Annotated in this window: 22 protein-coding genes, 3 tRNA genes, 1 rRNA gene and 2 pseudogenes; 15 read left to right on the top strand and 13 right to left on the bottom strand. The window is 36.3% G+C overall.

Going from position 1 to position 26,470, the window contains the following annotated elements:
* Positions 1-1,374: a histidine--tRNA ligase gene (gene hisS, locus ACRRVD_RS02240; protein WP_432461536.1), complete on the bottom strand. Its 1,374-nt coding sequence runs from the start codon at positions 1,372-1,374 to the stop codon at positions 1-3.
* Positions 1,375-2,147: 773 nt separating this feature from the next.
* Between hisS and ACRRVD_RS02235 the strand changes: the two genes are divergently transcribed.
* The 7 genes and pseudogenes from ACRRVD_RS02235 to ACRRVD_RS02205 form a co-directional block, all read left to right on the top strand.
* Positions 2,148-3,671, top strand: a 16S ribosomal RNA gene (locus ACRRVD_RS02235).
* A 419-nt stretch (positions 3,672-4,090) separates the two neighbouring features.
* Positions 4,091-4,609 carry a hypothetical protein gene (locus ACRRVD_RS02230; protein ID WP_432461535.1) on the top strand — a complete coding sequence of 173 codons (519 nt, stop codon included), beginning with the start codon at positions 4,091-4,093 and terminating at the stop codon, positions 4,607-4,609.
* A 200-nt stretch (positions 4,610-4,809) separates the two neighbouring features.
* The gene (locus ACRRVD_RS02225; protein WP_432461534.1) at positions 4,810-5,460 is read left to right on the top strand and encodes an SPOR domain-containing protein; all 651 of its coding nucleotides are present in this window, start codon (positions 4,810-4,812) and stop codon (positions 5,458-5,460) included.
* Between the two features lie 49 nt (positions 5,461-5,509).
* The gene (locus ACRRVD_RS02220) at positions 5,510-6,124 is read left to right on the top strand and encodes a MotA/TolQ/ExbB proton channel family protein (protein WP_432461533.1); all 615 of its coding nucleotides are present in this window, start codon (positions 5,510-5,512) and stop codon (positions 6,122-6,124) included.
* 27 nt (positions 6,125-6,151) lie between these two features.
* The gene (locus ACRRVD_RS02215; protein ID WP_432461532.1) at positions 6,152-6,556 is read left to right on the top strand and encodes an ExbD/TolR family protein; all 405 of its coding nucleotides are present in this window, start codon (positions 6,152-6,154) and stop codon (positions 6,554-6,556) included.
* Positions 6,546-7,217, top strand: a complete 672-nt coding sequence (locus ACRRVD_RS02210) for a hypothetical protein (RefSeq protein WP_432461531.1) — start codon at positions 6,546-6,548, stop codon at positions 7,215-7,217. Before ACRRVD_RS02215 ends, ACRRVD_RS02210 begins: the two co-directional genes overlap by 11 nt.
* Positions 7,218-7,328: 111 nt before the next feature.
* A pseudogene (locus ACRRVD_RS02205) lies at positions 7,329-7,433 on the top strand (IS5-like element ISCca3 family transposase); the annotation flags it as partial.
* Positions 7,434-7,485: 52 nt separating this feature from the next.
* Here ACRRVD_RS02205 and ACRRVD_RS02200 read toward each other — a convergent pair.
* A complete protein-coding gene (locus ACRRVD_RS02200) occupies positions 7,486-7,614 on the bottom strand; it encodes a hypothetical protein (protein ID WP_432461530.1) in 129 nt (42 codons plus the stop codon).
* Between the two features lie 75 nt (positions 7,615-7,689).
* On the opposite strand from ACRRVD_RS02200, the gene ACRRVD_RS02195 reads away from it, so the two are divergent.
* Positions 7,690-8,451, top strand: coding sequence for an RNA methyltransferase (locus ACRRVD_RS02195; RefSeq protein ID WP_432461529.1), 762 nt, complete (start codon positions 7,690-7,692; stop codon positions 8,449-8,451).
* A 35-nt stretch (positions 8,452-8,486) separates the two neighbouring features.
* Here the strand turns inward: ACRRVD_RS02195 and ACRRVD_RS02190 are convergent, their stop codons facing one another.
* From ACRRVD_RS02190 to ACRRVD_RS02170, 5 genes are all read right to left on the bottom strand, one after another.
* Positions 8,487-9,695, bottom strand: coding sequence for a hypothetical protein (locus ACRRVD_RS02190; protein ID WP_432461528.1), 1,209 nt, complete (start codon positions 9,693-9,695; stop codon positions 8,487-8,489).
* Between the two features lie 223 nt (positions 9,696-9,918).
* A tRNA-Lys gene (locus tag ACRRVD_RS02185) sits at positions 9,919-9,991 on the bottom strand.
* A gap of 125 nt (positions 9,992-10,116) precedes the next feature.
* A complete protein-coding gene (locus tag ACRRVD_RS02180) occupies positions 10,117-10,437 on the bottom strand; it encodes a hypothetical protein (protein WP_432461527.1) in 321 nt (106 codons plus the stop codon).
* Between the two features lie 399 nt (positions 10,438-10,836).
* On the bottom strand, positions 10,837-11,859 hold the full coding sequence (locus ACRRVD_RS02175) for an aminotransferase class III-fold pyridoxal phosphate-dependent enzyme (protein WP_432461526.1): 1,023 nt from the start codon (positions 11,857-11,859) through the stop codon (positions 10,837-10,839).
* On the bottom strand, positions 11,856-12,992 hold the full coding sequence (locus tag ACRRVD_RS02170) for an aminotransferase class I/II-fold pyridoxal phosphate-dependent enzyme (protein WP_432461525.1): 1,137 nt from the start codon (positions 12,990-12,992) through the stop codon (positions 11,856-11,858). Before ACRRVD_RS02170 ends, ACRRVD_RS02175 begins: the two co-directional genes overlap by 4 nt.
* A 27-nt stretch (positions 12,993-13,019) precedes the next feature.
* Between ACRRVD_RS02170 and bioB the strand changes: the two genes are divergently transcribed.
* Positions 13,020-13,982 (top strand): biotin synthase BioB, encoded by a 963-nt coding sequence (gene bioB / locus ACRRVD_RS02165; RefSeq protein ID WP_432461524.1) that lies wholly within the window; start codon positions 13,020-13,022, stop codon positions 13,980-13,982.
* Positions 13,983-14,034: 52 nt separating this feature from the next.
* Here bioB and ACRRVD_RS02160 read toward each other — a convergent pair.
* Positions 14,035-14,720: pseudogene (locus ACRRVD_RS02160) on the bottom strand (IS6 family transposase).
* 106 nt (positions 14,721-14,826) lie between these two features.
* Complete coding sequence (locus tag ACRRVD_RS02155) at positions 14,827-15,387, bottom strand: V-type ATP synthase subunit I domain-containing protein (protein ID WP_432461523.1); 561 nt, start codon at positions 15,385-15,387, stop codon at positions 14,827-14,829.
* A gap of 584 nt (positions 15,388-15,971) precedes the next feature.
* Between ACRRVD_RS02155 and secD the strand changes: the two genes are divergently transcribed.
* Positions 15,972-18,857 (top strand): protein translocase subunit SecD, encoded by a 2,886-nt coding sequence (gene secD, locus ACRRVD_RS02150; protein ID WP_432461522.1) that lies wholly within the window; start codon positions 15,972-15,974, stop codon positions 18,855-18,857.
* 74 nt (positions 18,858-18,931) lie between these two features.
* Entirely contained in the window at positions 18,932-20,158 is a 1,227-nt protein-coding gene (locus tag ACRRVD_RS02145) for an MFS transporter (protein ID WP_432461521.1), read from the top strand.
* A 193-nt stretch (positions 20,159-20,351) separates the two neighbouring features.
* On the opposite strand, the gene ACRRVD_RS02140 is transcribed toward ACRRVD_RS02145, so the two are convergent.
* Complete coding sequence (locus ACRRVD_RS02140) at positions 20,352-20,996, bottom strand: alpha/beta hydrolase family protein (protein ID WP_432461520.1); 645 nt, start codon at positions 20,994-20,996, stop codon at positions 20,352-20,354.
* 195 nt (positions 20,997-21,191) lie between these two features.
* On the opposite strand from ACRRVD_RS02140, the gene nth reads away from it, so the two are divergent.
* Complete coding sequence (gene nth, locus ACRRVD_RS02135) at positions 21,192-21,824, top strand: endonuclease III (RefSeq protein WP_432461519.1); 633 nt, start codon at positions 21,192-21,194, stop codon at positions 21,822-21,824.
* Positions 21,825-21,841: 17 nt separating this feature from the next.
* On the opposite strand, the gene lepA is transcribed toward nth, so the two are convergent.
* Entirely contained in the window at positions 21,842-23,641 is a 1,800-nt protein-coding gene (gene lepA / locus ACRRVD_RS02130) for a translation elongation factor 4 (RefSeq protein ID WP_432461518.1), read from the bottom strand.
* A 131-nt stretch (positions 23,642-23,772) separates the two neighbouring features.
* Here lepA and rplS point away from each other — a divergent pair, with 131 nt between their 5' ends.
* Positions 23,773-24,129 carry a 50S ribosomal protein L19 gene (gene rplS / locus ACRRVD_RS02125; RefSeq protein WP_432461517.1) on the top strand — a complete coding sequence of 119 codons (357 nt, stop codon included), beginning with the start codon at positions 23,773-23,775 and terminating at the stop codon, positions 24,127-24,129.
* A gap of 158 nt (positions 24,130-24,287) precedes the next feature.
* A tRNA-Thr gene (locus ACRRVD_RS02120) sits at positions 24,288-24,360 on the top strand.
* Between the two features lie 72 nt (positions 24,361-24,432).
* Here ACRRVD_RS02120 and ACRRVD_RS02115 read toward each other — a convergent pair.
* Both ACRRVD_RS02115 and ACRRVD_RS02110 read right to left on the bottom strand, forming a co-directional pair.
* A complete protein-coding gene (locus ACRRVD_RS02115; RefSeq protein WP_432461516.1) occupies positions 24,433-25,347 on the bottom strand; it encodes a site-specific tyrosine recombinase in 915 nt (304 codons plus the stop codon).
* Positions 25,348-25,450: 103 nt separating this feature from the next.
* A tRNA-Asn gene (locus ACRRVD_RS02110) sits at positions 25,451-25,524 on the bottom strand.
* 291 nt (positions 25,525-25,815) lie between these two features.
* Here ACRRVD_RS02110 and ACRRVD_RS02105 point away from each other — a divergent pair.
* The gene (locus ACRRVD_RS02105) at positions 25,816-26,415 is read left to right on the top strand and encodes a 1-acyl-sn-glycerol-3-phosphate acyltransferase (protein WP_432461515.1); all 600 of its coding nucleotides are present in this window, start codon (positions 25,816-25,818) and stop codon (positions 26,413-26,415) included.
* The last annotated feature ends 55 nt before the right edge of the window (positions 26,416-26,470 follow it).

Raw genomic sequence — 26,470 nt, 5'->3', positions numbered from 1 at the left:
CTAACATGTTGCTGCTAAAGCGGTTCTTAATGCATCACAAAGTTCAGACCAACTATACCTATTTTGTACGCCTGTTTGCATATTTTTTAGTATACAATAATGGTTAACAGATCCGGCTTTTTCTGATATAACCACAAAAGGTATGTTTTTTTTATGCGCATAGGTCAATTGTTTTTTAATTTTTACTTGTTCAGGATATAGCTCTGACTTAAATCCATCCACACGCAATTGACGCAATAGATGAAGCAGTTGTGTAGCTCCATTTTCTTCCATGTTGGTTAGCAATACCTCCGTACTATAGGTAGGAATGCTTTGAAAGAGATTTTGTGCTTCCATAATATCATAAAGCCTATCTATGCCAAAGGAAAATCCTACTCCAACCAATCCAGTTGCCCCGAATAGATTACCAAGGTTGGCATATCTACCTCCTCCACCTAGGCTTCCTACAAGGCTATTTGCTATAGTTAATTCCATAACGAGGCCGGTGTAATAGTTCAATCCTCTTGCTAGGGTCGGTTCAATAGCGCAAACCTGATCTGGCAGACCAAGCGTATGGGTTTGTGCTAGTATATCGGTAAATGCTTTAATCGCCTTGGATCCTTGGTCGGTGTGGCCAATAGCGGTCTGCAATTGGATCAACCGTTCGGCATTGCTCCCTTTAAAGTTTTGTAATAAAGAAAGTGATGCAATCGTTGCGTCACTAAAATTTGCTTCTTGCAATGCGGTCACCACTTGTTGAAAACCAATTTTTTCTAACTTATCTACAATGGTGCAAAATAGGGTTTCTTTTTCTGGATCAGTAATAGCGGATAGTACACCCCTATGGTTGATTTTAATGCAAAAATTTTGTATTCCCAACTGGGCAGCTATATCATAGATTAGTTTTAAAATCTCCGCTTCACACAATAAAGAGAGACTGCCAATAATATCGGCATCACACTGTAAAAACTCTCTATAACGGCCTTTTTGCGGTCTGTCTGCCCGCCATACTGGCTGTACTTGGTAGCGCCTAAAAGGAAAGCAAATTTGATGCTGATGGGCTGCTACATAACGCATCAAAGGAACGGTTAAATCATATCGTAACCCTTTATCGCTGATTAACGGTTTTAATTTCCTATGTTCTGTAGGGCTTATGGCTTCAGCTATTCCTCCTAAGAAATTACCAGATTTGAGGACATTAAAGATCAATTGTTCTCCTTCTTGACCATATTTTCCTGTAAGGGTAGTGCGGGTTTCCAAAGCAGGCGTCTCGATCGGTTCAAATCCATATAAAGCATAAATAGACCGAATGATAGAAAGAATGTAATTGCGACGATACAGCTGAAGAGAGCTGTAGTCGCGCATACCTTTTACAAGACAGGGTAATATAGCCATCTATTTTTTTGCCAACGGGTGAACAATGTATTTCCAAATTATAAAAAAATGGCGCAGCATAATGCATAAACCCATAACTGTCGTTTCCCTTTTATAAAAATTTTAATAGCATAGATAACCTTAAAGGATCGAAACTACGACAAATGCTAAGTTACATGATCATTAGATTATTCACAACAGTTCATAGGGTTCTTTTCCATTTGTTTTAAAAAAACATTATCCTACGCAGTATATGGACAACTTAGCGTATCCAATGCATTAAAGCAGCAAAGTATACTTGTCTCTCCTGGAGGAGTCAGATCTGTAAAAATCGTACTTAAATAATGCAAACCTACGATTCACGTTAATAATAATCCAAACCACTTCTTTACTGCTACTAAACAACTAATAGCTTAAAATCACTGCCTCTATTATTTACATTAGAATAGTTAAGTAGTGCTTATGCTATATTAATTTATAATTATTTTTTAATCCAATATACAAAGTTAATCATTTGATTATTAGGTATTTTATAAAAAAACTAAAAAATTTTCTGCTTTATTTTTGAAAAGTATATTGGAAATTATAAAAAACTACGTACCTTTGTTTCAGAGCTGGTCAAAATAGCACAGCAACTTAAAAAAGTAGTAGTTTAATTTTGGCTTAGCTTTAGTTCTTTGAAATAAATGTAGGTAAGAAGCTCATTCTAAACATGAGTGAGAGGAAATTATGTAACTCAAAAAATCATTCTTAGTAATTATATCAATTATTTAAGAATACCGTTAATAAATAATAGAAAGAAGAGTTTGATCCTGGCTCAGGATGAACGCTAGCGGCAGGCCTCATACATGCAAGTCGAGGGGCAGCGAAACACTTCGGTGTTGTCGGCGACCGGCGGACGGGTGCGTAATGCGTATGCAATCTACTTTACACTGAGGAATAGCCTCCGGAAACGGGAATTAATACCTCATGCAATCTTATTAACGCATGTTAAAAAGATAAAAGCTCCGGCGGTGTAAAATGAGCGTGCGTCCTATTAGCTAGTTGGTGAGGTAATAGCTCACCAAGGCTACGATGGGTAGGGGTTCTTAGTGGAAGATCCCCCACACTGGCACTGAGATACGGGCCAGACTCCTACGGGAGGCAGCAGTAGGGAATATTGGTCAATGGGCGCAAGCCTGAACCAGCCATGCCGCGTGCAGGATGAAAGCTCTCTGAGTTGTAAACTGCTTTTGTACAGGAGCAAAACAATCCCTGCGGGGATTCTTGAGAGTACTGTAAGAATAAGCACCGGCTAATTCCGTGCCAGCAGCCGCGGTAATACGGAAGGTGCAAGCGTTATCCGGTTTTATTGGGTTTAAAGGGTGCGTAGGCGGCTTATTAAGTCAGTTGTGAAATCCTAGTGCTTAACGCTAGAACTGCAATTGATACTATTAGGCTTGAGTTAAGAATAGGTAAGTAGAATTTATGGTGTAGTAGTGAAATGCTTAGATATCATAAGGAATACCAATAGCGTAGGCAGCTTACTGGTCTTTAACTGACGCTGAGGCACGAAAGCGTGGGGAGCAAACAGGATTAGATACCCTGGTAGTCCACGCCGTAAACGATGATCACTCGGTATACATAAATCTTATGTGTGCCTAAGCGAAAGCGTTAAGTGATCCACCTGGGGAGTATACTCGCAAGGGTGAAACTCAAAGGAATTGACGGGGGTCCGCACAAGCGGTGGAGTATGTGGTTTAATTCGATAATACGCGAGGAACCTTACCTGGGCTAGAATGTATTTTGCTACTTTGAGAAATTAAAGGTTCCTTCGGGACAAAATACAAGGTGCTGCATGGCTGTCGTCAGCTCGTGCCGTGAGGTGTTGGGTTAAGTCCTATAACGAGCGAAACCCTTTTACTTAATTGCCAGCACGTAATGGTGGGAACTTTAAGTAGACTGCCCGTGTAAGCGGGAGGAAGGAGAGGATGAGGTCAAGTCATCATGGCCTTTATGCCCAGGGCTACACACGTACTACAATGGCATGTACAAAAGGAAGCTACTTGGTAACAAGATGCAAATCTAAAAAGCATGTCTCAGTTCGGATTGAGGTCTGCAATTCGACCTCATGAAGTTGGAATCGCTAGTAATCGCGTATCAGCAATGACGCGGTGAATACGTTCTCGGACCTTGTACACACCGCCCATCAAGCCATGGGAGTTGGTAGAGCTTGAAGACAGTGGCCGTAATAGGAGCTGTTTAGTGTTAGACCAGCGACTAGGGCTAAGTTGTAACAAGGTAGCCGTACCGGAAGGTGTGGCTGGAGTATCTCTTTTATAGAGTATGATACAATTCCTCTCTTCTTACCACATTTATTTTGAATTAAAAACCTTCCCCTTTCTTTGAAAACCTATTGGTTTTTTTACATGTTTTATCCATTTGACCCATTATTAAACCAAGTTCCTAAAATTGAAGTAAGATATTTTATCTAGATTATATCTATATTATATAGATGAGTTTCCCTTATTTGCCCCAAATAATTACTATATTCGTATATTACTTGTTGCTTCCACATTTTATCTATATGTACAAGAACAAATGGTTTAATCATCATATATAGACCACTAAAAATTTTAGAAAAAACGTAAAGGTATTGATTAAAAAGCGTTACCACCTACGCAGCTATTTTTAATGTCCTATAATTTACGTCTATCAAAGTTTAAAGAAATGCCACAAGATGAAAAGCAAGGTTCTTATGCTCACTACGACTGGGCCTGGTAATGCCTTCCCAGAAAATTTTAGTTGTTGGTGTGCAGGTGCATTAGAAGCAAAAGGCTGTGGTACAACATTAGAAGTAGTAAACTTGGGACAAATCATAGCTGCCTCATCCAATGAACCTTTAAAAATTGAAGAAGAAAAGTTAACGGTATTGCAAAATACCTTATCTCTTACAGATAAAATAGTGCTTGTGCTTCCTGAGTACAATAATATGCTACCAGTTGGGTTAGATAATTTTATAACGTTGGTTTCTGAGAATAAACATAAATTATGCAAATTGATCTCTATTGTTATGGATGTCCCTACCAATCAGGATAATGATCAACAAAGTAGTTTTTTGTTCCGTTATCCAATCTGTAAATTGGATATGCTTTTTGGCAAAACCTTTAGTGCTAGTCGCACACAAATTAAAAATAGCCCAACTGGCAATATGTGCCCACTATTTGCAGAATCTTATGCTGCCCTTTGTAATCTGATACAACAAATTCTATCATAAAAAGTATGATTTTTTTAAAGCATATATTTTAATAATGTTTGATTTGATCGGAGTAGGATCTTTTGGTTCATGTTATGGTCTGCGTCGGCAGATTTTTCTATAAATTTATTATATTACTATTGTTAACTAGCGCCTTTGTCTGTATTCTAGTTTGTAAATAGCATTTATATAGCTCTACTTAAAAACTTTTTAGTATATCTATGGACATTATCGATCATAAATTTGGATTGCCCCAACCAGACTTTCAACCATTGTCTAAGAGAAAACTTATATGGCCAATATTGGTTATTGTAGCTGTAATAGCGATGCTTATTACGGCCAAAATGGCTTATAATCGTTACATAAAGATGCTAGGTCAGAAAAATACTACGGCTGCTCTTGATACAGCAAGTAATAGTGGACCATCTTCTCTTCCCGAATTGGCCGATTCAAGCCAAATCGATACAAATGTTCATGAAGGATTTAACCAATCTGTTCGAGATCAGCGAGCCTTTGAACATAAAAAGAGTACCAAAATAAAAGAAAGCATTAGTGCTACGCAAAAACAGCTAGCCATAAAACAAAATAAGCCACTAGTAAAGCCAGGTACCTATCAGGTATTAAGTGAGCCACAAGGTATATACCACCTAGTGGTAGTCAGCTATTTAGATAAGCGGTCTGCTATAAAGGTGGTTCAACAGCTTATGAAAAAAAAACAGGGGGTCTGTCTTATTCTACCTAAAATTAAGAAAAACAAAACAGAAATGTACTATCGTGTAACGATAGGCCATAGTAAAACTGAATCTGAAGCAAAGGAAAAGCTTAAACAATTTAAGTCAAGATATCCACAAATTTTTATTTTAAAATACTAGTGCCTTATCATTGGGCTTGGTTTTAGATGCATTCATTATTTATAATTTTATGACTACACATACCCTATTAGGATTGCTATTAAAAGGTGGTTGGTTAATGTTACCGCTTATATGCCTATCTATAACAGCTGTTTATATAATAGTAGAACGTTTATTGATCTATCGAAAGTACTTAAACTTTTCCAGCAGTTTTTTGGCATTGATAGAAGAAGCATTAAATAATGGAGATCTTTCAAAGGTCAAGCATATCTGTACCGATCAAGATAATATTATACAAAAAGTAATCAGTAAAGGGATAGCGGAACGACAAACTGCAAATGTCGCATTGATTTTAGAAAGTGTATCTAGTAAGATAATAGCTTATTTAGAAGAAAAACTTTCTTTACTAGCAACCATTTCTGGAGTTGCACCTATGATTGGTTTCTTGGGTACCGTAACAGGTATGATTCAAACATTCATGGCAATTTCCCAAGAAAATCATCATATAGCTTCTCATGTTTTTTCAAGTGGCATCTATGAAGCCATGGTGACAACCGTAGCGGGATTAATCGTTGGCATTATAGCCTATTTAGGTTATAATTACTGTATTGCTCAAGTTAATAAAGCTGTAGCAACATTAACTTATGTAATCAATCTTTTCTTAGCTAAGATAAGATCCCTATAGTAGAATGGTATAAAATAGATTAAAAAAATGAAAATCAGTACAAAAAATAAGATAGATGCCTCTTTTAGCATGGCGTCTATGACTGATATTGTATTTTTATTATTGATTTTTTTACTGATCACATCCAGTTATGCCCCTCAAGTGCTTCCAGTTGACTTACCACAAAGCACAAATGAAAAAAGGGAGTCACTCTATGTAAGTGTAACCGTTACTGCGCAATTTACCTATTATGTGGACGGAAAACGGGTTGCTTTCAACCAGTTGCACAATGTGTTACAGGATCTACTAGCAAAAAGACGCTGTAAGGTAGTTGTATTATATATGGATAAGAGACTTTCTATAGCGCATATGGTTAAAATAGCTGATATAGTCAATAGACTAGGTGCTACAGTTTCCATAGCAACAGAATTTGAAAAAAGTCATGAAAGGTAGCTGGTTATTTTCTCCACATGGACAAGCAATAGCCCTATCAGCTGCATTGCATCTGTTCCTTTTAGGGTTGGCTTATTCGATACGTCATACCCCAGCCCCAAGATATCCTAATGGACAGGCTTATAAAGTTGCTTTACAATCCAGGTGTACAGTAGGCAAAAATAATTCTATTGAACATCCTAACCCTCAACCACTCATGAAAGCCATTGATGTGCCTGTTCCTAAAATCAATAATACATCTAAAAATCAGATAAAAAATAAAAATATTCGACTAAAACAAACGTCTAAAAAGCAGTCAACTGCTACAAAACTGGTACAAAAAACCATACCCGCTCATAAAACAGCTCCAATAGATACACGCGGATTATACCATGCAGGAAACCATATCCAAACAGGTGCTATACTTGAACTAAAAGGTTGGGAGTGGGATATAGTTCCTAATCCAAGAGATAGGACAGAAGAATGTGGTAAAATAGTTTTTGAAATTAAAGTAGATCAAAATGGTGAAATCATCTCCATTCAAACAATTGAAAAAACCGTTACACCTATAGTAGAAAAAATTTACGCAGATGCGCTGCTTGGCCTTACTTTTAAGAAAACAGCTGAGACAGCATCTGCTATTTCTACAGGTAAGGTTACTTTTGTACTAGTAGCAAAATAGCAGCCCCAATAAACTGTTTAGTTTAATTAGCCGATCCTGAATTATTATTTGTATTAAATTTATTTTATTGAAATTTTTTTTCAATATTTGAATGGTAACATTCGTTCTATTAGTCCGCTTCTTTTATTTAAAATGCTTTTGCTCCAGACTTGGTATTCTCTGGATAATTCTGTTCCAGATCATAGTGTGTTAAGTAGATTTAGGACTGCTCTTAGTTTTTGGATGGTTTCAAAAATAGTTGTAATATTATAGTAGTCGTTATTGTTGTTTATATACGTTTTTCCCATTTTTGATCTATGATTTCATTTAAAACTGGCTTTGTAATTGCTATACTATTATTCTTTTTATCTTGCTTCTCATTGCTTTTTATATTAAAAATTGCTATAATGCCATGCATCGTTGCAATCTATTATTTATTGTTTCATTATGTAAAAGCCAAGTACGTTCGTAAGTAAGGTGGTAAGCGATATATATGTACTCTACCTTAAGTAAAAGCAAAGCTACATTTATTCGTCAGTTAGCCCTTAAAAAGCATCGCCTAGCGCAAGCTGCTTTTGTCTTAGAAGGCAAAAAGGGTGTGGAAGCGTTGCTTTCTTCTGATTATGCGATAAAATGTATCGTGGGTACCCCTTCTTTTTTTCTAAAAAATCAAAATATTGTTGCAAATTTTCCCAACAGCATCGAAGTATTTGAGGCGTCGAAGGAGCTCCTTTCTGGGCTAGGGTCTTTGGTACATAACCATGAAGTACTGGTTGTCGCGGCCCTTCCGAAGCGCAGTGAACCCGATTTGCCATTGATGGGTATAACCCTTGCATTGGATGGTATACAAGATCCTGGAAATTTAGGGACGATCATCCGTATAGCAGATTGGTATGGCATACGCACCATACTCTGTGCACAAACAACTGTCGATCTATATAACCCAAAGGTACTCCAAGCCAGCATGGGCTCTTTTCTAAAGGTGAACCTACATTATATACATTTACTAGCCTATTTACAAAATGTAAACCTGCCTATCGTAGGGGCTATGCTAGAGGGCAAACCGGTACGCGATTTTGTCTTCCCAGAGCATGGAATATTGGTCATTGGGAACGAGTCGCATGGGATTCAGCCTGCCATACAAGCAGTGCTTACAGCTGCTGTTTCTATTCCTAGGTATGGCACTGCCAATTCTTTAAATGCAGCTATGGCTACAGCTGTTTTATGTGACCATTGGAAGGCAGCTCTCTGCTAAAACAGCTAACCATATACCAAAAGCCCATGCTCTATTTATTTCTTTTTATAAAACAATAGATAGGCTTCTTTAGATTTTTCTTCTATAGATTTTAACTTGTCAATTGGATTGATCAACTTATCATTTGCTTCGTACCATTTTCCATTTCGTTTTACGTAGGCAATGTAGTGGCCACCCTGCCAACTCCTTCCTTTGTGTACAATAAATCCATGTAAATCAAATAGAGTAGTAGTACGCTTACTAGGATCTGGTTGAATAGCGATGCTTAATGCGTCAGTAACATCAGTATTTATTTTTGTACCATCCCGATCAAATCTATTTAAACGGATGCAAATTTTTTCAGGAAGTTTATGGAATACCTTGTACGTGATATAGTTATTATTATTAGATTCTTGCGTATAATCCTTTAGCTCCTTTTCATATACTTCTACATAAGTAGGCAAGTTACGCTTTAATAAACTACATCCGTTTAAATCAATACCATTGAGATCAGTACCTTCCTTCACTAATTCGTATTGATAATCTTGAATCATAGTAGTCAGCTTAGGCACTTGTTTTATCTCTATAGTCAATACGGCATGGTGAGGTTCGGCATAGAAGGCTGGATTATGATTGTATTCGTAAACCTCTTTCCCTTTTTTGAAAATAAGAGACTCAATGCACTCAATAGAGTCTAGAAATTGAATTTCTTCCATAATACCGTTGATAAATTCAACAGGATCCTGTTGCTGATGTGATTCTGCCAGCTTTTGCGCATTTTTTGGTAAAGACGTCACAAATTTTTCTATCTCCGTAGAATCTAACGGCTCGTGACGATCATTTATTTGTTTGACCAGATCTTTTAACCCATTATGCGTCTGTACCTTATCTTCATACAACGCTGCAATAATCTGCAGCACTGCATTCATATAGCAAGTATTACTGGTATTAGGAAGACCAGCAAAATCAGTCGCGGGATCGGGGGAACTGGAGCGATTGGAGGAAGGGCTACCACTAGAAAAATTTGAGGAGGCACTGCTGCTAGAAGATGCTGAACCACTTCTGTTACTTGCATAACCTGAAGAGGTACTAGATTTTGCATCAGAGTTATCTATAGGCGTAGGAGCAGTAGGAGTGGGAGTAGGGGTAGACTTAGGGGTAGAGGGTCGGTTGCGGTTACAACTATCACAACTGCCTCCTATTATATGGATGGCAATGATGAGAAATACCCAGATGAGTTGATGGCATATATATTTTTTAGCCATATTACACAATATTTATCTTGTAAACTTACCTTAATTAGTCTAAAATAGTTACATTTAGGATGTGGACCAACCGACGCTATGGTCATGCACTATATATTGTGAATGGAGCTTTAAAAAAATTTATGCTTTTTAAATATTTTAAAGTTTAAATGGCGAAAATTTGTAATAAAAAGGAGTAGCATTGGATGTATGCTTTATTTTTAACTTATTGACTTAATAAACGTGATTCCGCTGGGACTCGAACCCAGGACCCTCTCCTTAAAAGGGAGATGCTCTACCAGCTGAGCTACGAAATCCTTATTCATACCGATAATTGTAAATTTATCTATTTTTTAGCGAAAATAAAAATTATGCCAATGATCTGTTGAAAGAATCTTATCAACATGCTTAGGGGTACTATATTTAAAACTCGGTAAAAGCTTTACTTGAGCTTTTTTAATTCAGCACGAGCAGCATGAAGGTTAGAGACATCGGCAGGATCAGAAGGCTTTTTAAAAAGCTTAGAGGCAGCCTGTGCAACAGCCACACGAGCTTCATAGCGCTTAGCATCATCAGCATCACCATAATTATAAGAAGGTTTATCATAAGTAGCCGAATGAGTAGAATTATAAAGTGAATGTCGAAAATCATCTAATTTTATTTTCTTACTATTTTTATAATAATCTTCCATAAGATTTTTATCATTTATGCTATTGCATCCAGCTAAACTTATCAAATACAGTAATATTTTTTTAAATTCCATAATTATTTTTTTAAAGTTTAAGATTTTTTATTAAAGATTCTATACATTTAGATTTAGGGCGACTTTGTCGGATCTGTTGGCTATACATTTAATAGCTATATCTTAAATTTGATTCCAGCTATAGTTCTTCAGTAATTTCTTTTTACAACCATATAATTTTTGTAATTTATATTGCGTAGATAACTATAAAAATGTTTTTATGTTGAAGTTCTAAAAAATTAACGCGTCCTGTATTGCAAGTACAAGGCTTAAGATTGCGACATAAATGGCTTAGCTACTGCACGTGCGCAGTTTTTATCCCAAAATGGGATACTTGAATCAGCAAATTAAGACAAAACATTTGTTAAAAACAAATACTTTCTATAATACAAAAATTATATATTCGTGTCAATATTTTATTTAAATTACTTTAAGGATATTGTTAATTTTTTTATAAGCTTCTTCTAGTGCAGAGGCGGTTGTGGAATAGGGAGGTAGTAGGTAAACAGCATTACCAAGCGGCCGGATTAAAAGTCCTTGTTCTAAACATTTTCTTTTCAAGCTTTGTGGGTTGTCTAGATCAAATGCGGCTATTGTACCGGTAACACGTCTATGTTTTACTGGTAAATTGGCTATTGCTTTTGTATGTGTATGATGAATAGTTTGAATGGATTCCATAGTACTTGGTTGCATTAATAAGTCCAAAGAAGCAATGGCCGCTGCACAGCCTAAAGGATTCGCTGTATAAGAATGGCCATGGGCAAAAGATTTTTTAAGTGAATCATCCCAAAATATCTTGTAAACTTTTTCTGTTGTAACGGTTAAAGCAAGGGGTAAAAAACCGCCTGTTAACCCTTTAGCAAGACATAAAAAATCTGGTATAATCTTCATCTGTTCGAAACAAAAGTATGTACCGGTACGGCCAAAACCGCTCATTACCTCATCAAAAATTACCAAAGTATCATTTTTTGCACCTATTATCAATAGTGGTATAGGTGACAATGGATGTGTGGTAGCGAGCAATCCTAAATCTTGTATTAACTTTGTTGTATTAAAATTTTTCGAAAGGGTATAATCTAGTCCACAACGTTTATGGAATGATCTCAATGTATCTATCGGATTGCTCTGAAAATAGTTGAACATGGTTTTAAGTTCTAACTTTCTTTTTTTTTGCAATTGTGGATCAAATCCTAAAAAGTTTATAAAAGCCTGTATCCCAATAAGTGCCGTAAATTTCACCTTTAGGGAAAGCAATTTTATAAATCCAAGCGAATGCCCCACACCGATAAATGGCTGATCAGTGGGAAACTCTATTTTTTCATTGCCAAAATAACCAAGGTCTAAGGAATAGCAGCTAATGGTAGGAAAGTATTCTTTTATAAGTGGCTCAAAAAACTGTTGATCAAATCCCCAACCATGACAAAATATAAAAAGCGGTTTCATACTTGCTTAAGTATATCTACTAAGTAGTCTAAATCCTCATCACTGTGACTTGTATTAAGTGCAACGCGTAATCTTGACGTACCAGGTGGAACAGTAGGTGGACGTACCATAGAAACAACCAATCGATGTTTTAAAAGCTGCTCTTTTACATAGATGGTATCGTGTTCACTACCTATAATGATTGGTATAATATGGGTTGTTGAATGACCTATGTTAAATCCAAGGTGCTGTAATTTTTTTCTCAGTTTTTCAGCTTTAAAATATAAATTTTGACGTTGGGTACTAAAATGTCTTACTAAGTCCCAAGCTTTAGATGCGGCTCCAATTACCATTGGAGAAAGCGCAGTTGAGTAGATAAACCCTGGACATTTATTAATTAGGTACTCTTTTAGAATATTAGAACAAGCCACATATGCGCCAAAGCATCCCAAAGCCTTGCTGAAGGTACCTAATACTAAGTGCGGAATTTCTGCAAGGTTAATATGCGTGGATAATCCATAGCCATTATGGCCAATCATACCCGTTGCATGTGCTTCATCTAAGTATAGAAAAGCTTTATTTTCTTTACTAATCGTAAAAATTTCATCTATGGGTACCATATCTCCATCCATACCAAAAATGGTTTCCGTAACAATAAACTTTGGCCTTTTCTTATCTTTGTATTTGGTCAACAACTTACTTAAATGATCCATGTCATTATGTTGATAGCGTATAAGCTCAGCATGACTTAAAAATACAGCTTGATACAAGCTTGCATGATTCAATTTGTCAAAAAAAACAATGGGTTGACTACCCCATACTGATGCATCTAATAGACTAGAAAGGACTGTTATATTAGCTTGAAAACCTGAATTAAAAATAAGCGCTGCTTGCGTTTTTTTATCTTGGGCAATTTTATTTTCAAAAGGGTAAAATAGACTTTTATTACCAGAGAGTAAACGAGAACCTGTAGCACCTACTCCAAATTCCTTTCCAGTAGATTGTGCTGCTAGAAATACTACTTTTGACTTACTTAGCCCGAGATAATCATTTGTAGAAAAATCAATCTGGTTTTTATCCAAAGCTAATTGTAACTGTCTATATTTTTCTTTAGATTTTTGTTCATGAAGGTATTTATTATATAACTCATACATAATTTTATCTAAAAAAATGTCAAAATAATGCTTCCAAAATGGACTTTTTCTGAGGTAGACAAAGTTTTTAGTCTTCCATTTCCAGAGTTAATGTATGCAGCACAAAAAGAACATAGGCAACACTTTAATCCTAGTGAAATCCAAGTTAGTACACTTTTAAGTATTAAAACAGGTAGTTGTCCTGAAAACTGCGCGTATTGTCCCCAATCGGCACACTATAACACTGGATTAGAAAAAAAGTCTTTATCAACCATTTCAGAAGTAGTTGCAGCAGCCAAACGTGCAAAAGAAGCGGGTAGTACCCGCTTTTGTATGGGTGCAGCTTGGCGTGGACCACGCGATCAAGATTTAAAGATTGTTTGCGAAATGGTTAAAGAAGTAAAAAAGCTAGGCCTTGAAACCTGTGTTACACTTGGCTTACTAAAAGATGGCCAGGCTAATATGCTCAAAAAGGCTGGATTAGATTTTTACAATCATAATGTCGATACCTCGGAAGCGTATTACGATAAAATTATAACGACACGTACTTTTAAAGATCGTTTAAATACCCTCGAACAGATCCGTAGTGCAGCCATTAAGGTTTGTTGCGGTGGTATTTTTGGTATGGGGGAAACAAATCAAGATCGAATAAAAATGTTGATCCTTCTTGCTAATATGGATACGCCACCAGAATCTGTTCCGATTAATATGCTGATGAAAATTCCAGGAACGCCTCTTGAAAATGTAGAAGATATTGATCCGTTTGATTTTGTTCGTATGATTGCAGTAGCGCGCATCATGATGCCAACATCTTATATTCGCTTATCAGCTGGGCGAGAGAAAATGTCAGATGCATTACAAGCATTATGTTTTCTTGCTGGAGCCAATTCAATTTTTTATGGTGAGAAGCTACTTACCGCTCAAAATCCAATACCAGAACAAGATCATAATTTATTCCAAAGGTTGGCATTGAAAAAAATGCTTATAAAGCCTATGGCAATAGATGGATAATCTTAAAATCATTGTAAAAATATAAGATTATTTGGCTCTGTCTTGTCTGTAATTAATTTTGTATAGTCCTCTCCTTTGTCTTGAATTTTGGATATTGTGCGGCCATAAGTTTAGCAAAGTTCTCAAAAGTAGATACCTGTTTTTTAGCTCCGATTAATTGTCTTTTTTGAATGATTCTAATGTTTTCTATTCCTGTAATGGTAGTGTTAGCAGCATCGAAACTCTTAAAATCCCAAAATGGGTTTTATTCGTTTTTTGATAAACCCATGATCTTGTTCGACTCTATTATTTAAGTATTTATTTTGAAATATTTGAATTTTGTGATCTTGATCTAGTCCTGTATTTAAAGTATCAAGAGCAGCCTTATTACTACCACTTTTGTCAAATACTACTTTGGATGAAGTGTTATTTTCTCTGATAGTCTTACGAAAAAAAAGAGCTGCAGACTTGTCTCTACGTGTACTTAGAAAAAAATTAACTGTATCTCTACAACGATCTACTGCTCTATATAAATAAATCCACTTACTATTTAGTTTGACGTAAGTTTCATCCATTCTCCAGCTAATACCAACTGGGCGTTTTCTTTTTCTTATCTTCTTGATCTATAAGGGGAACAAACTTAATGACCCACCTTGGTAAAGTAGAATGATCAATCTTTTCGCCTCTCATATGTATCATCTCTTCCAAGTCTCTATAGCTTAAAGAAAAACGACATTTCATATACACAAATAGAAGGATTAAATCTGGTCAAGAACAAAATCCTTTAAAATATCGCAATAATCTACGGGTATTAGTAAACATTTTAGTCAATTTTTGACTTAAAAATACTAAAGTAACTCTTTCCTTAAAATACATGCGACAGAAGTTTTTGTTTTATAGAAGTTAAGTTTTCTATTGCCTTATTTAATAAATCTTTTTCTTCATTGAGTATTAATTGTTCATCTTTAAAAAATGGAATTATTTTTTTATCTAAGTTACTTTCTATTTCTTTTAACTTTAATTTTTCTAAATCTAGACTACGTAATATATTTAATATATCATATAAGCTAGTTTTTACTCCAGATACTTCAGACTTTTCTGAATCTGTTAATTGTAAATTTGTTTGTCTATTAGAATATTTTTTTTTCAAGTTATTTAGGGATTCCTTTGTTTCATGTATGTATCGCATTAGGAGTAGTTTACATGTTAGCTGTTTTCGATCTGGTAGGTTTAGGTCTTTTATTTCCTCTATTATCTTTTGTAAATTTTTTAGATCTGAATTTAGATTTAGTTTTTTTATTTCCTCTATTATCTTTTGTATATTTTTTAGATCTGAATTTAGATTTAGTTTTTTTATTTCCTCTATTTTTTCTTGTATATTTTTTAGATTTAATGCTTCTATACTTTTAGATGTACCTTGTTTCAATTTTACATTACCTGAATCCTTAAGCTTATTTGGACAGGTCGGTTTATCGAAACAGCTAGATGTAGTTAAAGCTAGTATAGAGCCGCATAGTAAGTTTTTTATGTTGTTTTCCATTGCTTTAATCTATATTTTACCGTTGTTTTCGTTATCTTAACGTATTGCAAACATAGATGAGATCAAATCAATTTCTTTATTTTTAGAAAATTCTAAGCAATATAATAAATCTGAGACAGTTTTCATAGTTAGCTATTGTGATTTTTGTTAAGTTTCTAAGGTTATTTTTTGTAGTTTTTTTGTTAAGGATGCATATAATTCATTATTTATTGGTTTTTCTTAAAAGTCTATTGCAATGGTCTCATATGGCAATAATCTCCGCTTAATAGTAAACATTTTAGTCAATTTTTAACCAAAATTACTAAATTAACTGACGCCTTAAAACAAATGCGACAGAACCGCACTTTTGTAGGATTAGGTAAAATAGTAGCGCATCTGTTCAGATTGCTCCTATTTTTAAACTGCATTTGCTTTAATAAATTAAAGAAAATATATTTGCTTTAAATTATGCATTAATCGATTTAGAGTCAATGAAATCTAAAAAAATAGTATTTTTTCTGGCAACTGTTACGACCTTGCTCTCCCTTTATTATCTTTCCTTTACGTTTATAGACTATCGGGTGCAACGGCAAGCAGCAAAACAAGCAATGGATGAGCAGGGAAGAATAGACTTTGATAAAAGTCAGGCCTATTTGATGAAGATATGGCAAAAACCAGTTTGCAATTTATTGGGCACTGTCTACACCTACGAAGAAGTCAAAGAACGTTCCCTGAAATTAGGTTTAGATCTGCAAGGGGGTATGCAGGTAACCATGGAAGTTATGCCAGTGGAACTTGTAAAAAAATTGGCTGCTTATCCTACAGATCCTCTCTTTCTAGAAGCACTTCAATACGCACAGCACCAGATAGAAAAAGGTACAACGACCTCTTTTGGTAAACTTTTTGTAGCTGCCTATAAAAGGCTCGCGCCAAATGGAACCCTAAAGGATATTTTTGCTACTGCTCAAGTGGCTGGTTATAGTTTTTCTAGTGACGATGATATTATAAAGGCAATTGATCAAGCGATTTCAAAGGCACTAGATCACTCGCTTGTCATTATAGGTGCTAGACTGGATCGATTTGGCGCTACACAAACCACCATGCAAAAGCTACCGGGTAGTGAAAGAATTCAAATTGAATTACCAGGTGTTACCCATCCGGAACGGGTAAAAAAGTTACTACAAGGTGTGGCACAATTGCGTTTCTGGACCGTAGCAGAGGCCGATGCATATGGTCCGCCACTAGAAGCTGTAAATAACTTCTTGCTTGATAAAGAAAAAGCAACCATATTGGCAACCCTTCCCAAAGCGCTTACAGAGGAAGAAAAAACGCAACGTCTTCCGAAAGCATCCATAATCAAAAGGATTTGTAAAGATACCTTCCCTTATAAATTGGCATATGCTCCTGAAGAGATGGACCAAATAGATGGCATACTACGCAGCAAAAGGGTTAAAGCTTTATTACCCAAAAATATTACTTGGATGTGGGATAAAAAGGCAATAACCTTAGGCAATGACACAAAAGCGGTTGTTCTTTACGCGATCCAATCATCCAGCGCCAATGAACCACTTTTAGAAGGAGATATTATTACCGATGCTACCCAATCGTTTGCTGAAAATGGCAAACCAGTCGTAATGATACAAATGAACCAGAAAGGTGCACGTATCTGGAAACGCATTACTGCTAATCATATTGGTAAACGCATCGCTATAACCTTAGATGATCGGGTATACACTGCACCAGTAGTCAACCAAGAAATTCCAAATGGTGCTTCTCAGATAACTGGCGATTTTACCTTAGAAGAAGCTAAAGATTTGGCCAGTGTATTGCAAACCGGTGCGTTGCCAGCGCCGCTTAGAGTGGTTGAAGAAGCTATTATGGGACCAAGTTTAAGTAAGGCAGCTCAAAATCAAGGACTTATGGCCACAGCTGTGGGTTTAGGGTTGATACTACTTTTTATGTTGATTTATTATGCAAAAGGAGGTATAATAGCCAATGTGGCCCTCTTATTGAACTTGCTTTTTATGGTGGCTATTTTGGCACAACTGGAAGCCACTTTAACCCTACCTGGTATTGCTGGTCTTGTCCTTACGATTGGTATGTCTATCGATGCCAACGTCTTGATATTTGAACGAATACGCGAAGAATTGGCACAAAAAGTATCTATAAAAGAGGCTATTCAACGTGGATATAGCAAATCATATGGCTCTATTATTGATGCCAATATTACCACCTTTCTTGCTGCGTCCATACTCTATTACCTGGGTCAAGGGCCGGTTCGTAGTTTTGCCCTTATCTTAATGCTGGGGATCATCACTTCTATTTTTACTTCTATCTTTATTACAAGGTTGATTTTCTCCTTCTTTATGGATACCTATCCAACACCCAATTTGACCTTTTCTTATCTAACCTTACCTAGACTTTTTAAGAATGTGCAAATTGATTTTATTAAAAATCGTTACCGTTTTTACCTATGTTCCTTATTATTTATAGTCGTTGGTAGTTGCTGCTTTTACCACTATAAAGGACTTACTTTGGGCGTAGATTTTGCAGGTGGTCGTTCCTATACAGTCCATTTTTGTAAACCCATCGATGCTTCCTTACTCAAGGAAGGACTGTCAAATAAATACAAAGAAAGTATAGAAGTGCGTACCTATGGTGCCAATAATGTAATGCAGATTACTACTAGCTATTTGCGTGATGAAGATGGAACTACCTCTGATAAAAAAGTACACGATAAATTGGTTGCTGCACTAAAAGAATTAACTCAATTAGAGGAAAACAATAATCTATCAACTGGTAATTATTTTCACATTACAAGCAGCACTAGAGTAGGGGCTACTGTGGCACATGATGTCCAAAAAGCTGCACAGAAAGCCATACTACTTGCTATATTGGGCATATTTCTTTACATTAAGCTCCGTTTTAGAAAACGGGGATTTGGCTTAGCAGCTGTAGTAGCCCTTATACATGATGTTTTAGCAGTTATTGCTGGTTTTTGTATAGCACGCGGTTTTGGCCTCAACTATGAAGTAAATGAAGTATTCTTAGCAGCGATGTTGACCGTTATTGGCTATTCTATAAACGATACAGTGGTTATTTATGACCGGATAAGGGAAAAATTAGCCAATAAGGCTATGGATATACCCTCCCACATAATTAATGATGCGATTAGAGAAACGCTGAGTAGAACAGTTATCACTTCTTTTACAACATTATTAGCTATTACTGTACTTTTCTTCTTTGGCGGTCCTGCCTTGCACGGTTTTTCCTTTGCCTTAACACTAGGTGTATTATTTGGCACTTATTCTTCCATCTGCATTGCAGCCCCTCTTTTAGCAGATTTTAGCCGTAAGCTTTCTCCTACTAAACAATAGTCCAAATATCCCAAAATTGATGGTATAATCATCTGTAATAGCCATCATAATCCAAATAAAGAAATCTATAATCTATGAAGATCAAACAAATTATTCCTATTTATATGGTCTTAAACGGACTAAGTAGCATGGTGCCCACTATTTTGTCAATTGGTTTTTCAATTACTTTGTTTGAAACAGATACCACTGGTATTTCTGCAGCTTATTTGCAACCGGCTAGCTTATTAGGGATTGCTTCGGCTGGATTAATTGGAGGATTTTTTTTAAAACGTTTTTCTGTCTATACCATAGGTATAGGTGCCCTTTTATCGGCTACCTTGACCTTATTAGCTTTGTCGGTATATGGTGCTGTACATCTACGAGTCTGTACCTTTACATTATGGACACTGGCCTGTATCATGAGTATTGAACATTCCAATGGTCTTGCTTTTATGAGTAGACAAATAGCGCCCGATGATACACCTTTCTTTTTTTCTAATTTTCAAATTTTTTTAGAATGTTTTAATGTTTTGGCACCTATATTGGCGAAAAATTTATTAGGCATGATAGGATTAAAGGCAGTTTTATTGCTTTGTAGCTTTATTTACATTTTGCGCATCATACCTTGGCAGTTATTCCGCGTGGCAGATATTGGTGCAGAAGCAATCGCACCACAACAATTTGGCGTGTTGACCGGTTTTAAAGAAATCGTTCAAAATCCTGGACTATTGCGCATCACTAGTTTTCGTTTGGTGAATTACATAGCCACTATTGCCTATATCGTTAGTTTGCCTATTCTAGTAGCAAGGATTGCCAAAGGCGATAGCCAAGTCAATGCAACATTACACAGCTATAGTATGAGTATGATCCATCTAGGCTTTATTGTAAGTGGCATATGTGGTTCATGGATCCTAAGAAAACAACCTAAATGGATCATTGGTTTTTTTAATATTAGTCCTGTTTTTATTGTGTTGGCTTCGATTATCGCTTTTTATGTAACAGAGCCATGCTATCTTGAGGCCACTGCATTGCTCTATGGCATGGGACTTTATTTGTTTAGAACCACTATTGCAATTATAGGTCAAGCTTTAACTAAAAAGGAAAAGCTGGCCCACGTGATTTTAGTCGGGGATGCAGTAGTAAAATCTTTTGCTTATGGAATTAGTTCTTTGATACCATTGTGGATAGTCCTTCCACCTTTATGGGGCATAGCCCCTCCCTTTGTGGGTTTTGTTTTATGCTCTTTACTTTCACTGGGTATGATTAAACCCATTACTAAAATATACCTAGCATCCTTGTACAAAAAAAATAGTACAAAATAATAATAGCTGTTCATGCTAGTGGTAAAACAGCGATTTAAACCTTACTTTTTTCTTGATAGAAAGTAAAATATCCATTAAGCTTTTTTACCTGTAAGCCATCTTTGCACATTACAACTTTTTACAAAGGCTTTTTCCCACTCCTTGAAAAGTAACCTTTTTAGATAGGTGAAGGGATAAAAGCTGCGCAGATGATTTATTGCTTTAAGCCACTTTTTTTGATAAAATCAACAGCAATGTCTAAACCTCTATGGTCTATTGAATGGGCAAGGTCTTCTAATTTATGTGTGCTACAGGGTACATTATGGTCAAACAAATATTGTTTGGCATGGTCTATAGCATCTACCGCTACTACTCTGTCCAACATACCATGAATCAAACAAATAGGTGTCATGCTATTGATGCATGATGGAGGAGCTACTACCAACCCAGAAAATCCTATTGTACATAAAAATGGCTCCATTTGTACAAGGGTTAAATAGATGCCCATCATAGCCCCCTGTGAAAAGCCAATTATAATAGTCTCCTTATTGGTAACATTTAGCGCTATTTGTTTTTGTTTAATGAAGTCGTTAACCGGTGGCACATTCCTTCCCAGCAATCTTTTCATTACATATGGCGTTCGATCTTGTAGACTAAACCATTGTCGCCCATGAGAGGCCATATCATATGCTTCTATGCCATGTGGCGCTATGAAATGACAATCCGGTAAATGATTTTCCATATATGGAACCAATTTGATTACATCATGGCCATTAGACCCTACACCGTGTAACAATATTATTAATTTTTTTGCTGGTAATATTTTACTATATACTTCAGGATGTATTAAATTACTCATTATTGATCTGCTACTATGCTAAATTTATAAGATAGACATTTTAATCTATGCCACGGCCATTGATACATGTAATATGGATCCAGATATTGGATTGGTTAGTAAACTTACGTCTGCAGCTTTCCCCTAATATATAAGGCATATATAACCCTTTCCTAATAGCCATCTAACCATATGGTCTTTTTACATAAATATATTATGGAACAAGCAATAATTGATAAAATTTTTGAGATTTTAAGCCATAAAAATCAAAACCCTACTACAGAACTGGTCTATAAAAATGATTTTACTTTACTAGTGGCCGTACTATTATCTGCACAAGCTACCGATATATCGGTAAATATAGCAACAAAACCTTTATTTGAACGATTTGATACACCAGAGAAAATGGTATGCCTTGGAGAAGAAGGATTGAAAGAATACATACGATCCATTGGATTATTCAACCATAAAGCCAAAAATATTATAGGATTATCTAATCTATTGATCAACCATTATAATGGCCGTGTACCCAACCACTTTGACGCGCTGGTGCAATTACCAGGGGTAGGCAGAAAAACAGCCAATGTAGTATTAAATTGCCTATTTAACCAGCCAACTATTGCGGTAGATACCCATGTATTTAGAGTGGCCAAAAGGATTGGACTAGCAAAGGGTACAACAGCGGAAAAAGTAGAAGCGGAGCTATTAGCCGCCATAGACCAAAAGTGGCGGAAACATGCCCACCATTGGCTTATACTACATGGTAGGTATATTTGCAAAGCACGTAACCCCAATTGTACCCTTTGTCCCATTACAACCTACTGTACCTACTATCAAAGCAAGTTGTAAAGAATAGTTACTGCGCTTTAATCATACAACTTTAATACCGCCATAAAAGCCTCTTGTGGAATTTCTACTGAACCGACTTGTCTCATTCGTTTTTTTCCTTTTTTTTGTTTTTCTAAAAGTTTCCTTTTGCGTGAAATGTCACCACCATAACACTTGGCAATAACATTTTTTCGTAGAGACTTTACCGTTTCTCTAGCAACGATTTTTGTACCAATAGCTGCTTGAATACTCACTTCAAACATATGTCTAGGAATGATTTCTTTAAGCTTTTTACACAAGACCTTACCCCGTTCATAGGCACTTGATCTATGTACAATAGCCGAAAGGGCATCTACTTTTTCATTGTGCAATAGGATATCTAATTTTACCAAATCTGCATCGGCAAACCTAGCCAATTCATAATCCAAGGAAGCATAGCCACGTGAAATTGTTTTGAGTTTATCAAAAAAGTCAAAAACTACTTCTGCTAAAGGTAGTTCAAAAGTAAGTTCTACTCGGTCAGCCGTCAGGTAAAGTTGATTTTTTAAAATCCCTCTTCGATCCATACAGAGCTTTATAATCCCCCCCACAAATTCTGATTTTGTGATAATTTGGGCTTGAATAAGTGGCTCTTCAATCCGATCAATGGTATTGGGATCTGGCATATCTGCAGGTGCTTGTACCTCTATGCGTTGTCCTTTTTGGTCTACGACGTGAAACTGTACCGAGGGTACAGTAGTAATAATGGTGGTATTAAACTCTTTTTCTAGTCGTTCTTGGATAATCTCCATATGGAGCATCCCCAAGAAACCACACCTAAAACCAAACCCTAAAGCCGCAGAGCTCTCTGGTTCCCAAATCAGTGCAGCATCATTTAATTTTAGCTTTTCCATAGCATCTCGTAATAGTTCATATTCCGTGCTATCGACTGGATAGATGCCTGCAAAAACCATAGGTTTTACTGCCTCAAATCCTTTAATCATGCCCCCTACTGGACGGCCAGCTTTATCTACATGGGTAATCGTATCCCCCACTTTTACGTCACTTGCATTTTTAATACCCGCAATCATATAGCCTACATGACCTGCTGCTAAAGATGGTTGGGGGATTTGTTGCAATTTTAAAATTCCCACTTCTTCAACTTTATAATTTAGTCCTGTACTAATGCACTGAATTTGGTCTCCTGGCTGAATCGTTCCATTAAAAATTCGAAAATAGACCTCTACACCACGAAAAGTATTGTACAGTGAATCAAAAATCATTGCTTGCAGAGGAGCTTTAGGGTCTCCTTTGGGCGCAGGTATACGGGTAACTACCGTTGCCAGCAGGGCATCAATGCCGATACCCTGCTTAGCGCTAACAGAAAGAATTTCATCTCGATCGCATCCTATAAGCTCTATGATTTGATCTTTTACCTCTTCTGGCATGGCCCCTGGCAAATCCACCTTATTCAATACAGGAATAATCGTAAGGTTTTGCTCCAAAGCCAGATATAGATTAGAAATGGTTTGCGCTTCAACCCCCTGTGCAGCATCAACCACTAGCAGAGCTCCCTCACATGCCGCAATAGAGCGCGAAACTTCATAGGTAAAGTCTACATGTCCTGGCGTATCAATCAAATGGAAGAGGTAGGATGCACCCTTATATGTATAAGCCATTTGGATCGCATGGCTTTTAATGGTGATACCCCGTTCACGCTCTAGATCCATATTGTCTAGGACTTGATTTTTTTGATCCCGTAGGGCAACTGTTTTAGTGGCTTCTAATAAACGGTCTGCTAAGGTGCTCTTGCCATGGTCAATGTGTGCAATGATGCAAAAATTTCGAATATTTTTCATTAAACTTGTTTGAGTGAAAATAAAAAGGCTGAATACATTTCAGACTTAGCCATTTACAGTATTGCAAGGTACGGAATTTAAAAAATAGTATTATATTTGCATTAATATTTATATAATTTTGTAACCTTATTATGCATCAGTTAATAAAATACGTTGAGTCCATCTGTAATCCCCAACCCGCCCGCACATTTCCTAATTTTAAGGCTGGTGATACCATCAATGTCCATGTAAAAATACAAGAAGGCAATAAAGTTCGTATTCAACAGTTTCAAGGTGCGGTTATTCAGCGTAAAAATCCCAACACGAATGGGGAAACTTTTACTGTACGTAAGGTATCTAAGGAAGTAGGGGTGGAGCGTATTTTCCCTTTGCTTTGTCCCAATATTGAGAAAATAGAAGTAAAAAGAAGAGGTCGTGTCCGTAGGGCTAGGATTTATTATCTACGGGGTAAGCAAGGTAAAGCAGCTCGTATTAAGGAGCTTAGGTAAGATCATTTACAGCATGCTTTTTGCTTAAAAAAATCAACCCTACTCTAAAAAAATATTGGAAGCAACCCTTTGCTAAAAAATTTAGACCGGCTTACAGACTACAAAAAATAGATAAATATATTTTAATATATTTGTTTATGAGCGCCCAATTTTTTGTTGCCTCCTTAGCTCAACTGGTAGAGCAACTGATTTGTAATCAGTAGGTTGCTGGTTCGATTCCGGCAGGGGGCACTCCTCCTAATTCTACATCTATAGCGGCTCTTTCGCATCTGCAGTTGATTTTGTATAGTCATCTATCTCATCTCAAATTTTGAGTATGTGATGCTTTAGATGACTTCTTGGATGATAATCTTGCATGACTTGTTTAAGATAATTTCTGTCCAAATGGGTATATATCTCGGTAGTGGTAAGCGCACTATGCCCCAGCATTTCCTGTATAGCACGTAAATCTGCACCTCCTTCTATTAAATGTGTAGCAAAAGAATGTCTAAAAACATGAGGTCCTACTTCTACATTGATTTTGGCTTTTCTAGCAAGTGCCTGTACCATTAAAAAAACCATCACCCTAGTTAAGCTGCTGCCGCGTCGATTTAAAAACAGAATATCTAAATATCCAAGTTTTATGCTCATATGGGCACGAACTTCCTTCATATAAAGTTTAATATATTTTAGTGCCATAGCACCAATAGGTATCAAACGTTCTTTATTACCTTTTCCAATTACACGTATAAAATTTTCTTCGAAGTAAATATGACTTAACTTTAAATAGATCAGCTCAGAAACACGTATCCCTGTACCATAAAGTGTTTCCACGATGGCTCGATTGCGTACACCAATTGGTGTAGAATGGTCTATCGCCTTAATGATGCGCTCAATTTCCGATATAGACAAAATAAATGGTAAATGCTTGCCTAAATGAGGACTTTCTATAAGCTTAGTAGGATCTTTAGTGACCTGGTGACCCAAGAATAAGAACTTGTAAAAAAGACGCAAACTAGAAAGCATTCTCGATTGACTGGTAGCCTTTATGCCGATGTGGTGTAGTTTGGCTAAAAATTCTTGAATATGAGCGCCATCAACTGTCAGCGGTGTGAGCGCTTTATCCAACAAAAATTGGGTAAATTTTGTTACATCAGAAAGATAAGCTTTGATAGAATGGCTGGCAAGTAAACGCTCCAAACGGAGGTAGGTCTCAAATTGCTGCAAAAGAAAATTCATTCTTGATCTATTACAAATACTGAAAACAAAATACGGTTTAAAGACTTGCTATACTCCAAGAAGAAAAGGCAATAACTAAGGACCGATAAACCCATAGCCTAAGCTCCCCCTGCTGGACTCGAACCAGCGACCCTTTGATTAACAGTCAAATGCTCTAACCAACTGAGCTAAGGAGGATTATAACCATTACAATTTTACCATTTTTTTCTTTCATAAACAATAAATCATCATAAAAATGATCAACTTTACCATGTCTTTGAATAGATGATACATATTATATTTAAATTAATTTTAATAGCTTTGAGTAAGTATTTTTCTTCTTTCTTCTTATCGAAAAAGAGATAAAAGTGATAACATTAGACCAAAACAATTGAAGTTTGTAGCAGTGTACCCAATCCTAAGGTAAAGTTTTTATCTTACATTTCACCCAATAATATTGTGGTCAATTTAAATGAAACGCATCACATTATGGCTTCCATAAATAGCACAACCAAGCCAGCAGGGAGTTGGATCCAAAAATCTGCAATGGTTCTTATTAAGTTTTTAGGTTGGAAAATCAACAACACAACGCATCCAACCACTTGGAAAAAAGCAGTCATGGCATTGGCGCCACATACTAGTAATTGGGATTTTTTTTATGGCATGTTATTTAAACTTAGCCATCCCAATGTAACGATTAGATTTGCCATAAAAAAAGAAGTAATGTTTTTTCCACTTTCCTATCTAATGAAAAAGCTGGGTGCTATTCCAATAGATAGAAATAAAACAACCAAGCACACCAATATGGTAGCTGTAATGGCAGAGATGCTCAATAGCGCAGATGCGCTTGTACTAGCAATTGCACCTGAGGGTACAAGAAGCTATGTAAAACGCTGGAAAACAGGGTTTTATAGATTGGCTGAAGCAGCAAATGTTCCAATTATTTTAGGATATATACACTACGCTAAAAAAGAAATGGGGTTGGGTCCAATCTTCTATCCTACAGGTAACATAGAAAAAGATATAGCAAATATTCAAAGTTTTTACCGAAACATACTTGGAAAATATCCAAAGCAGGGTGTCGTTTGATATGACAAATTGACACCATCAAAAGCATTTGGCAAAAAAATTGCATGACCATATA

This window comes from Candidatus Cardinium hertigii, from assembly GCF_050864915.1.
In the GTDB taxonomy this organism is placed as follows: Bacteria; Bacteroidota; Bacteroidia; order Cytophagales; family Amoebophilaceae; genus Cardinium; species Cardinium hertigii_D.
This window is presented reverse-complemented; position numbering and strand designations above follow the sequence as displayed.

What these genes read in the sequence shown, in the direction of transcription:
- lepA (WP_432461518.1), bottom strand. Translation starts at nt 23,641, where the DNA reads ATGAAAAATATTCGAAATTTTTGCATCATTGCACACATTGACCATGGC.
- ACRRVD_RS02190 (WP_432461528.1), bottom strand. Translation starts at nt 9,695, where the DNA reads ATGGCTAAAAAATATATATGCCATCAACTCATCTGGGTATTTCTCATC.
- hisS (WP_432461536.1), bottom strand. Translation starts at nt 1,374, where the DNA reads ATGGCTATATTACCCTGTCTTGTAAAAGGTATGCGCGACTACAGCTCT.
- ACRRVD_RS02175 (WP_432461526.1), bottom strand. Translation starts at nt 11,859, where the DNA reads ATGAAACCGCTTTTTATATTTTGTCATGGTTGGGGATTTGATCAACAG.
- ACRRVD_RS02145 (WP_432461521.1), top strand. Translation starts at nt 18,932, where the DNA reads ATGAAGATCAAACAAATTATTCCTATTTATATGGTCTTAAACGGACTA.
- secD (WP_432461522.1), top strand. Translation starts at nt 15,972, where the DNA reads ATGAAATCTAAAAAAATAGTATTTTTTCTGGCAACTGTTACGACCTTG.
- ACRRVD_RS02210 (WP_432461531.1), top strand. Translation starts at nt 6,546, where the DNA reads ATGAAAGGTAGCTGGTTATTTTCTCCACATGGACAAGCAATAGCCCTA.
- ACRRVD_RS02215 (WP_432461532.1), top strand. Translation starts at nt 6,152, where the DNA reads ATGAAAATCAGTACAAAAAATAAGATAGATGCCTCTTTTAGCATGGCG.
- ACRRVD_RS02200 (WP_432461530.1), bottom strand. Translation starts at nt 7,614, where the DNA reads ATGCATGGCATTATAGCAATTTTTAATATAAAAAGCAATGAGAAGCAA.
- ACRRVD_RS02140 (WP_432461520.1), bottom strand. Translation starts at nt 20,996, where the DNA reads ATGAGTAATTTAATACATCCTGAAGTATATAGTAAAATATTACCAGCA.
- ACRRVD_RS02220 (WP_432461533.1), top strand. Translation starts at nt 5,510, where the DNA reads ATGACTACACATACCCTATTAGGATTGCTATTAAAAGGTGGTTGGTTA.
- ACRRVD_RS02230 (WP_432461535.1), top strand. Translation starts at nt 4,091, where the DNA reads ATGCTCACTACGACTGGGCCTGGTAATGCCTTCCCAGAAAATTTTAGT.
- bioB (WP_432461524.1), top strand. Translation starts at nt 13,020, where the DNA reads ATGCTTCCAAAATGGACTTTTTCTGAGGTAGACAAAGTTTTTAGTCTT.
- ACRRVD_RS02170 (WP_432461525.1), bottom strand. Translation starts at nt 12,992, where the DNA reads ATGTATGAGTTATATAATAAATACCTTCATGAACAAAAATCTAAAGAA.
- nth (WP_432461519.1), top strand. Translation starts at nt 21,192, where the DNA reads ATGGAACAAGCAATAATTGATAAAATTTTTGAGATTTTAAGCCATAAA.
- ACRRVD_RS02105 (WP_432461515.1), top strand. Translation starts at nt 25,816, where the DNA reads ATGGCTTCCATAAATAGCACAACCAAGCCAGCAGGGAGTTGGATCCAA.
- ACRRVD_RS02180 (WP_432461527.1), bottom strand. Translation starts at nt 10,437, where the DNA reads ATGGAATTTAAAAAAATATTACTGTATTTGATAAGTTTAGCTGGATGC.
- rplS (WP_432461517.1), top strand. Translation starts at nt 23,773, where the DNA reads ATGCATCAGTTAATAAAATACGTTGAGTCCATCTGTAATCCCCAACCC.
- ACRRVD_RS02195 (WP_432461529.1), top strand. Translation starts at nt 7,690, where the DNA reads ATGTACTCTACCTTAAGTAAAAGCAAAGCTACATTTATTCGTCAGTTA.
- ACRRVD_RS02225 (WP_432461534.1), top strand. Translation starts at nt 4,810, where the DNA reads ATGGACATTATCGATCATAAATTTGGATTGCCCCAACCAGACTTTCAA.
- ACRRVD_RS02115 (WP_432461516.1), bottom strand. Translation starts at nt 25,347, where the DNA reads ATGAATTTTCTTTTGCAGCAATTTGAGACCTACCTCCGTTTGGAGCGT.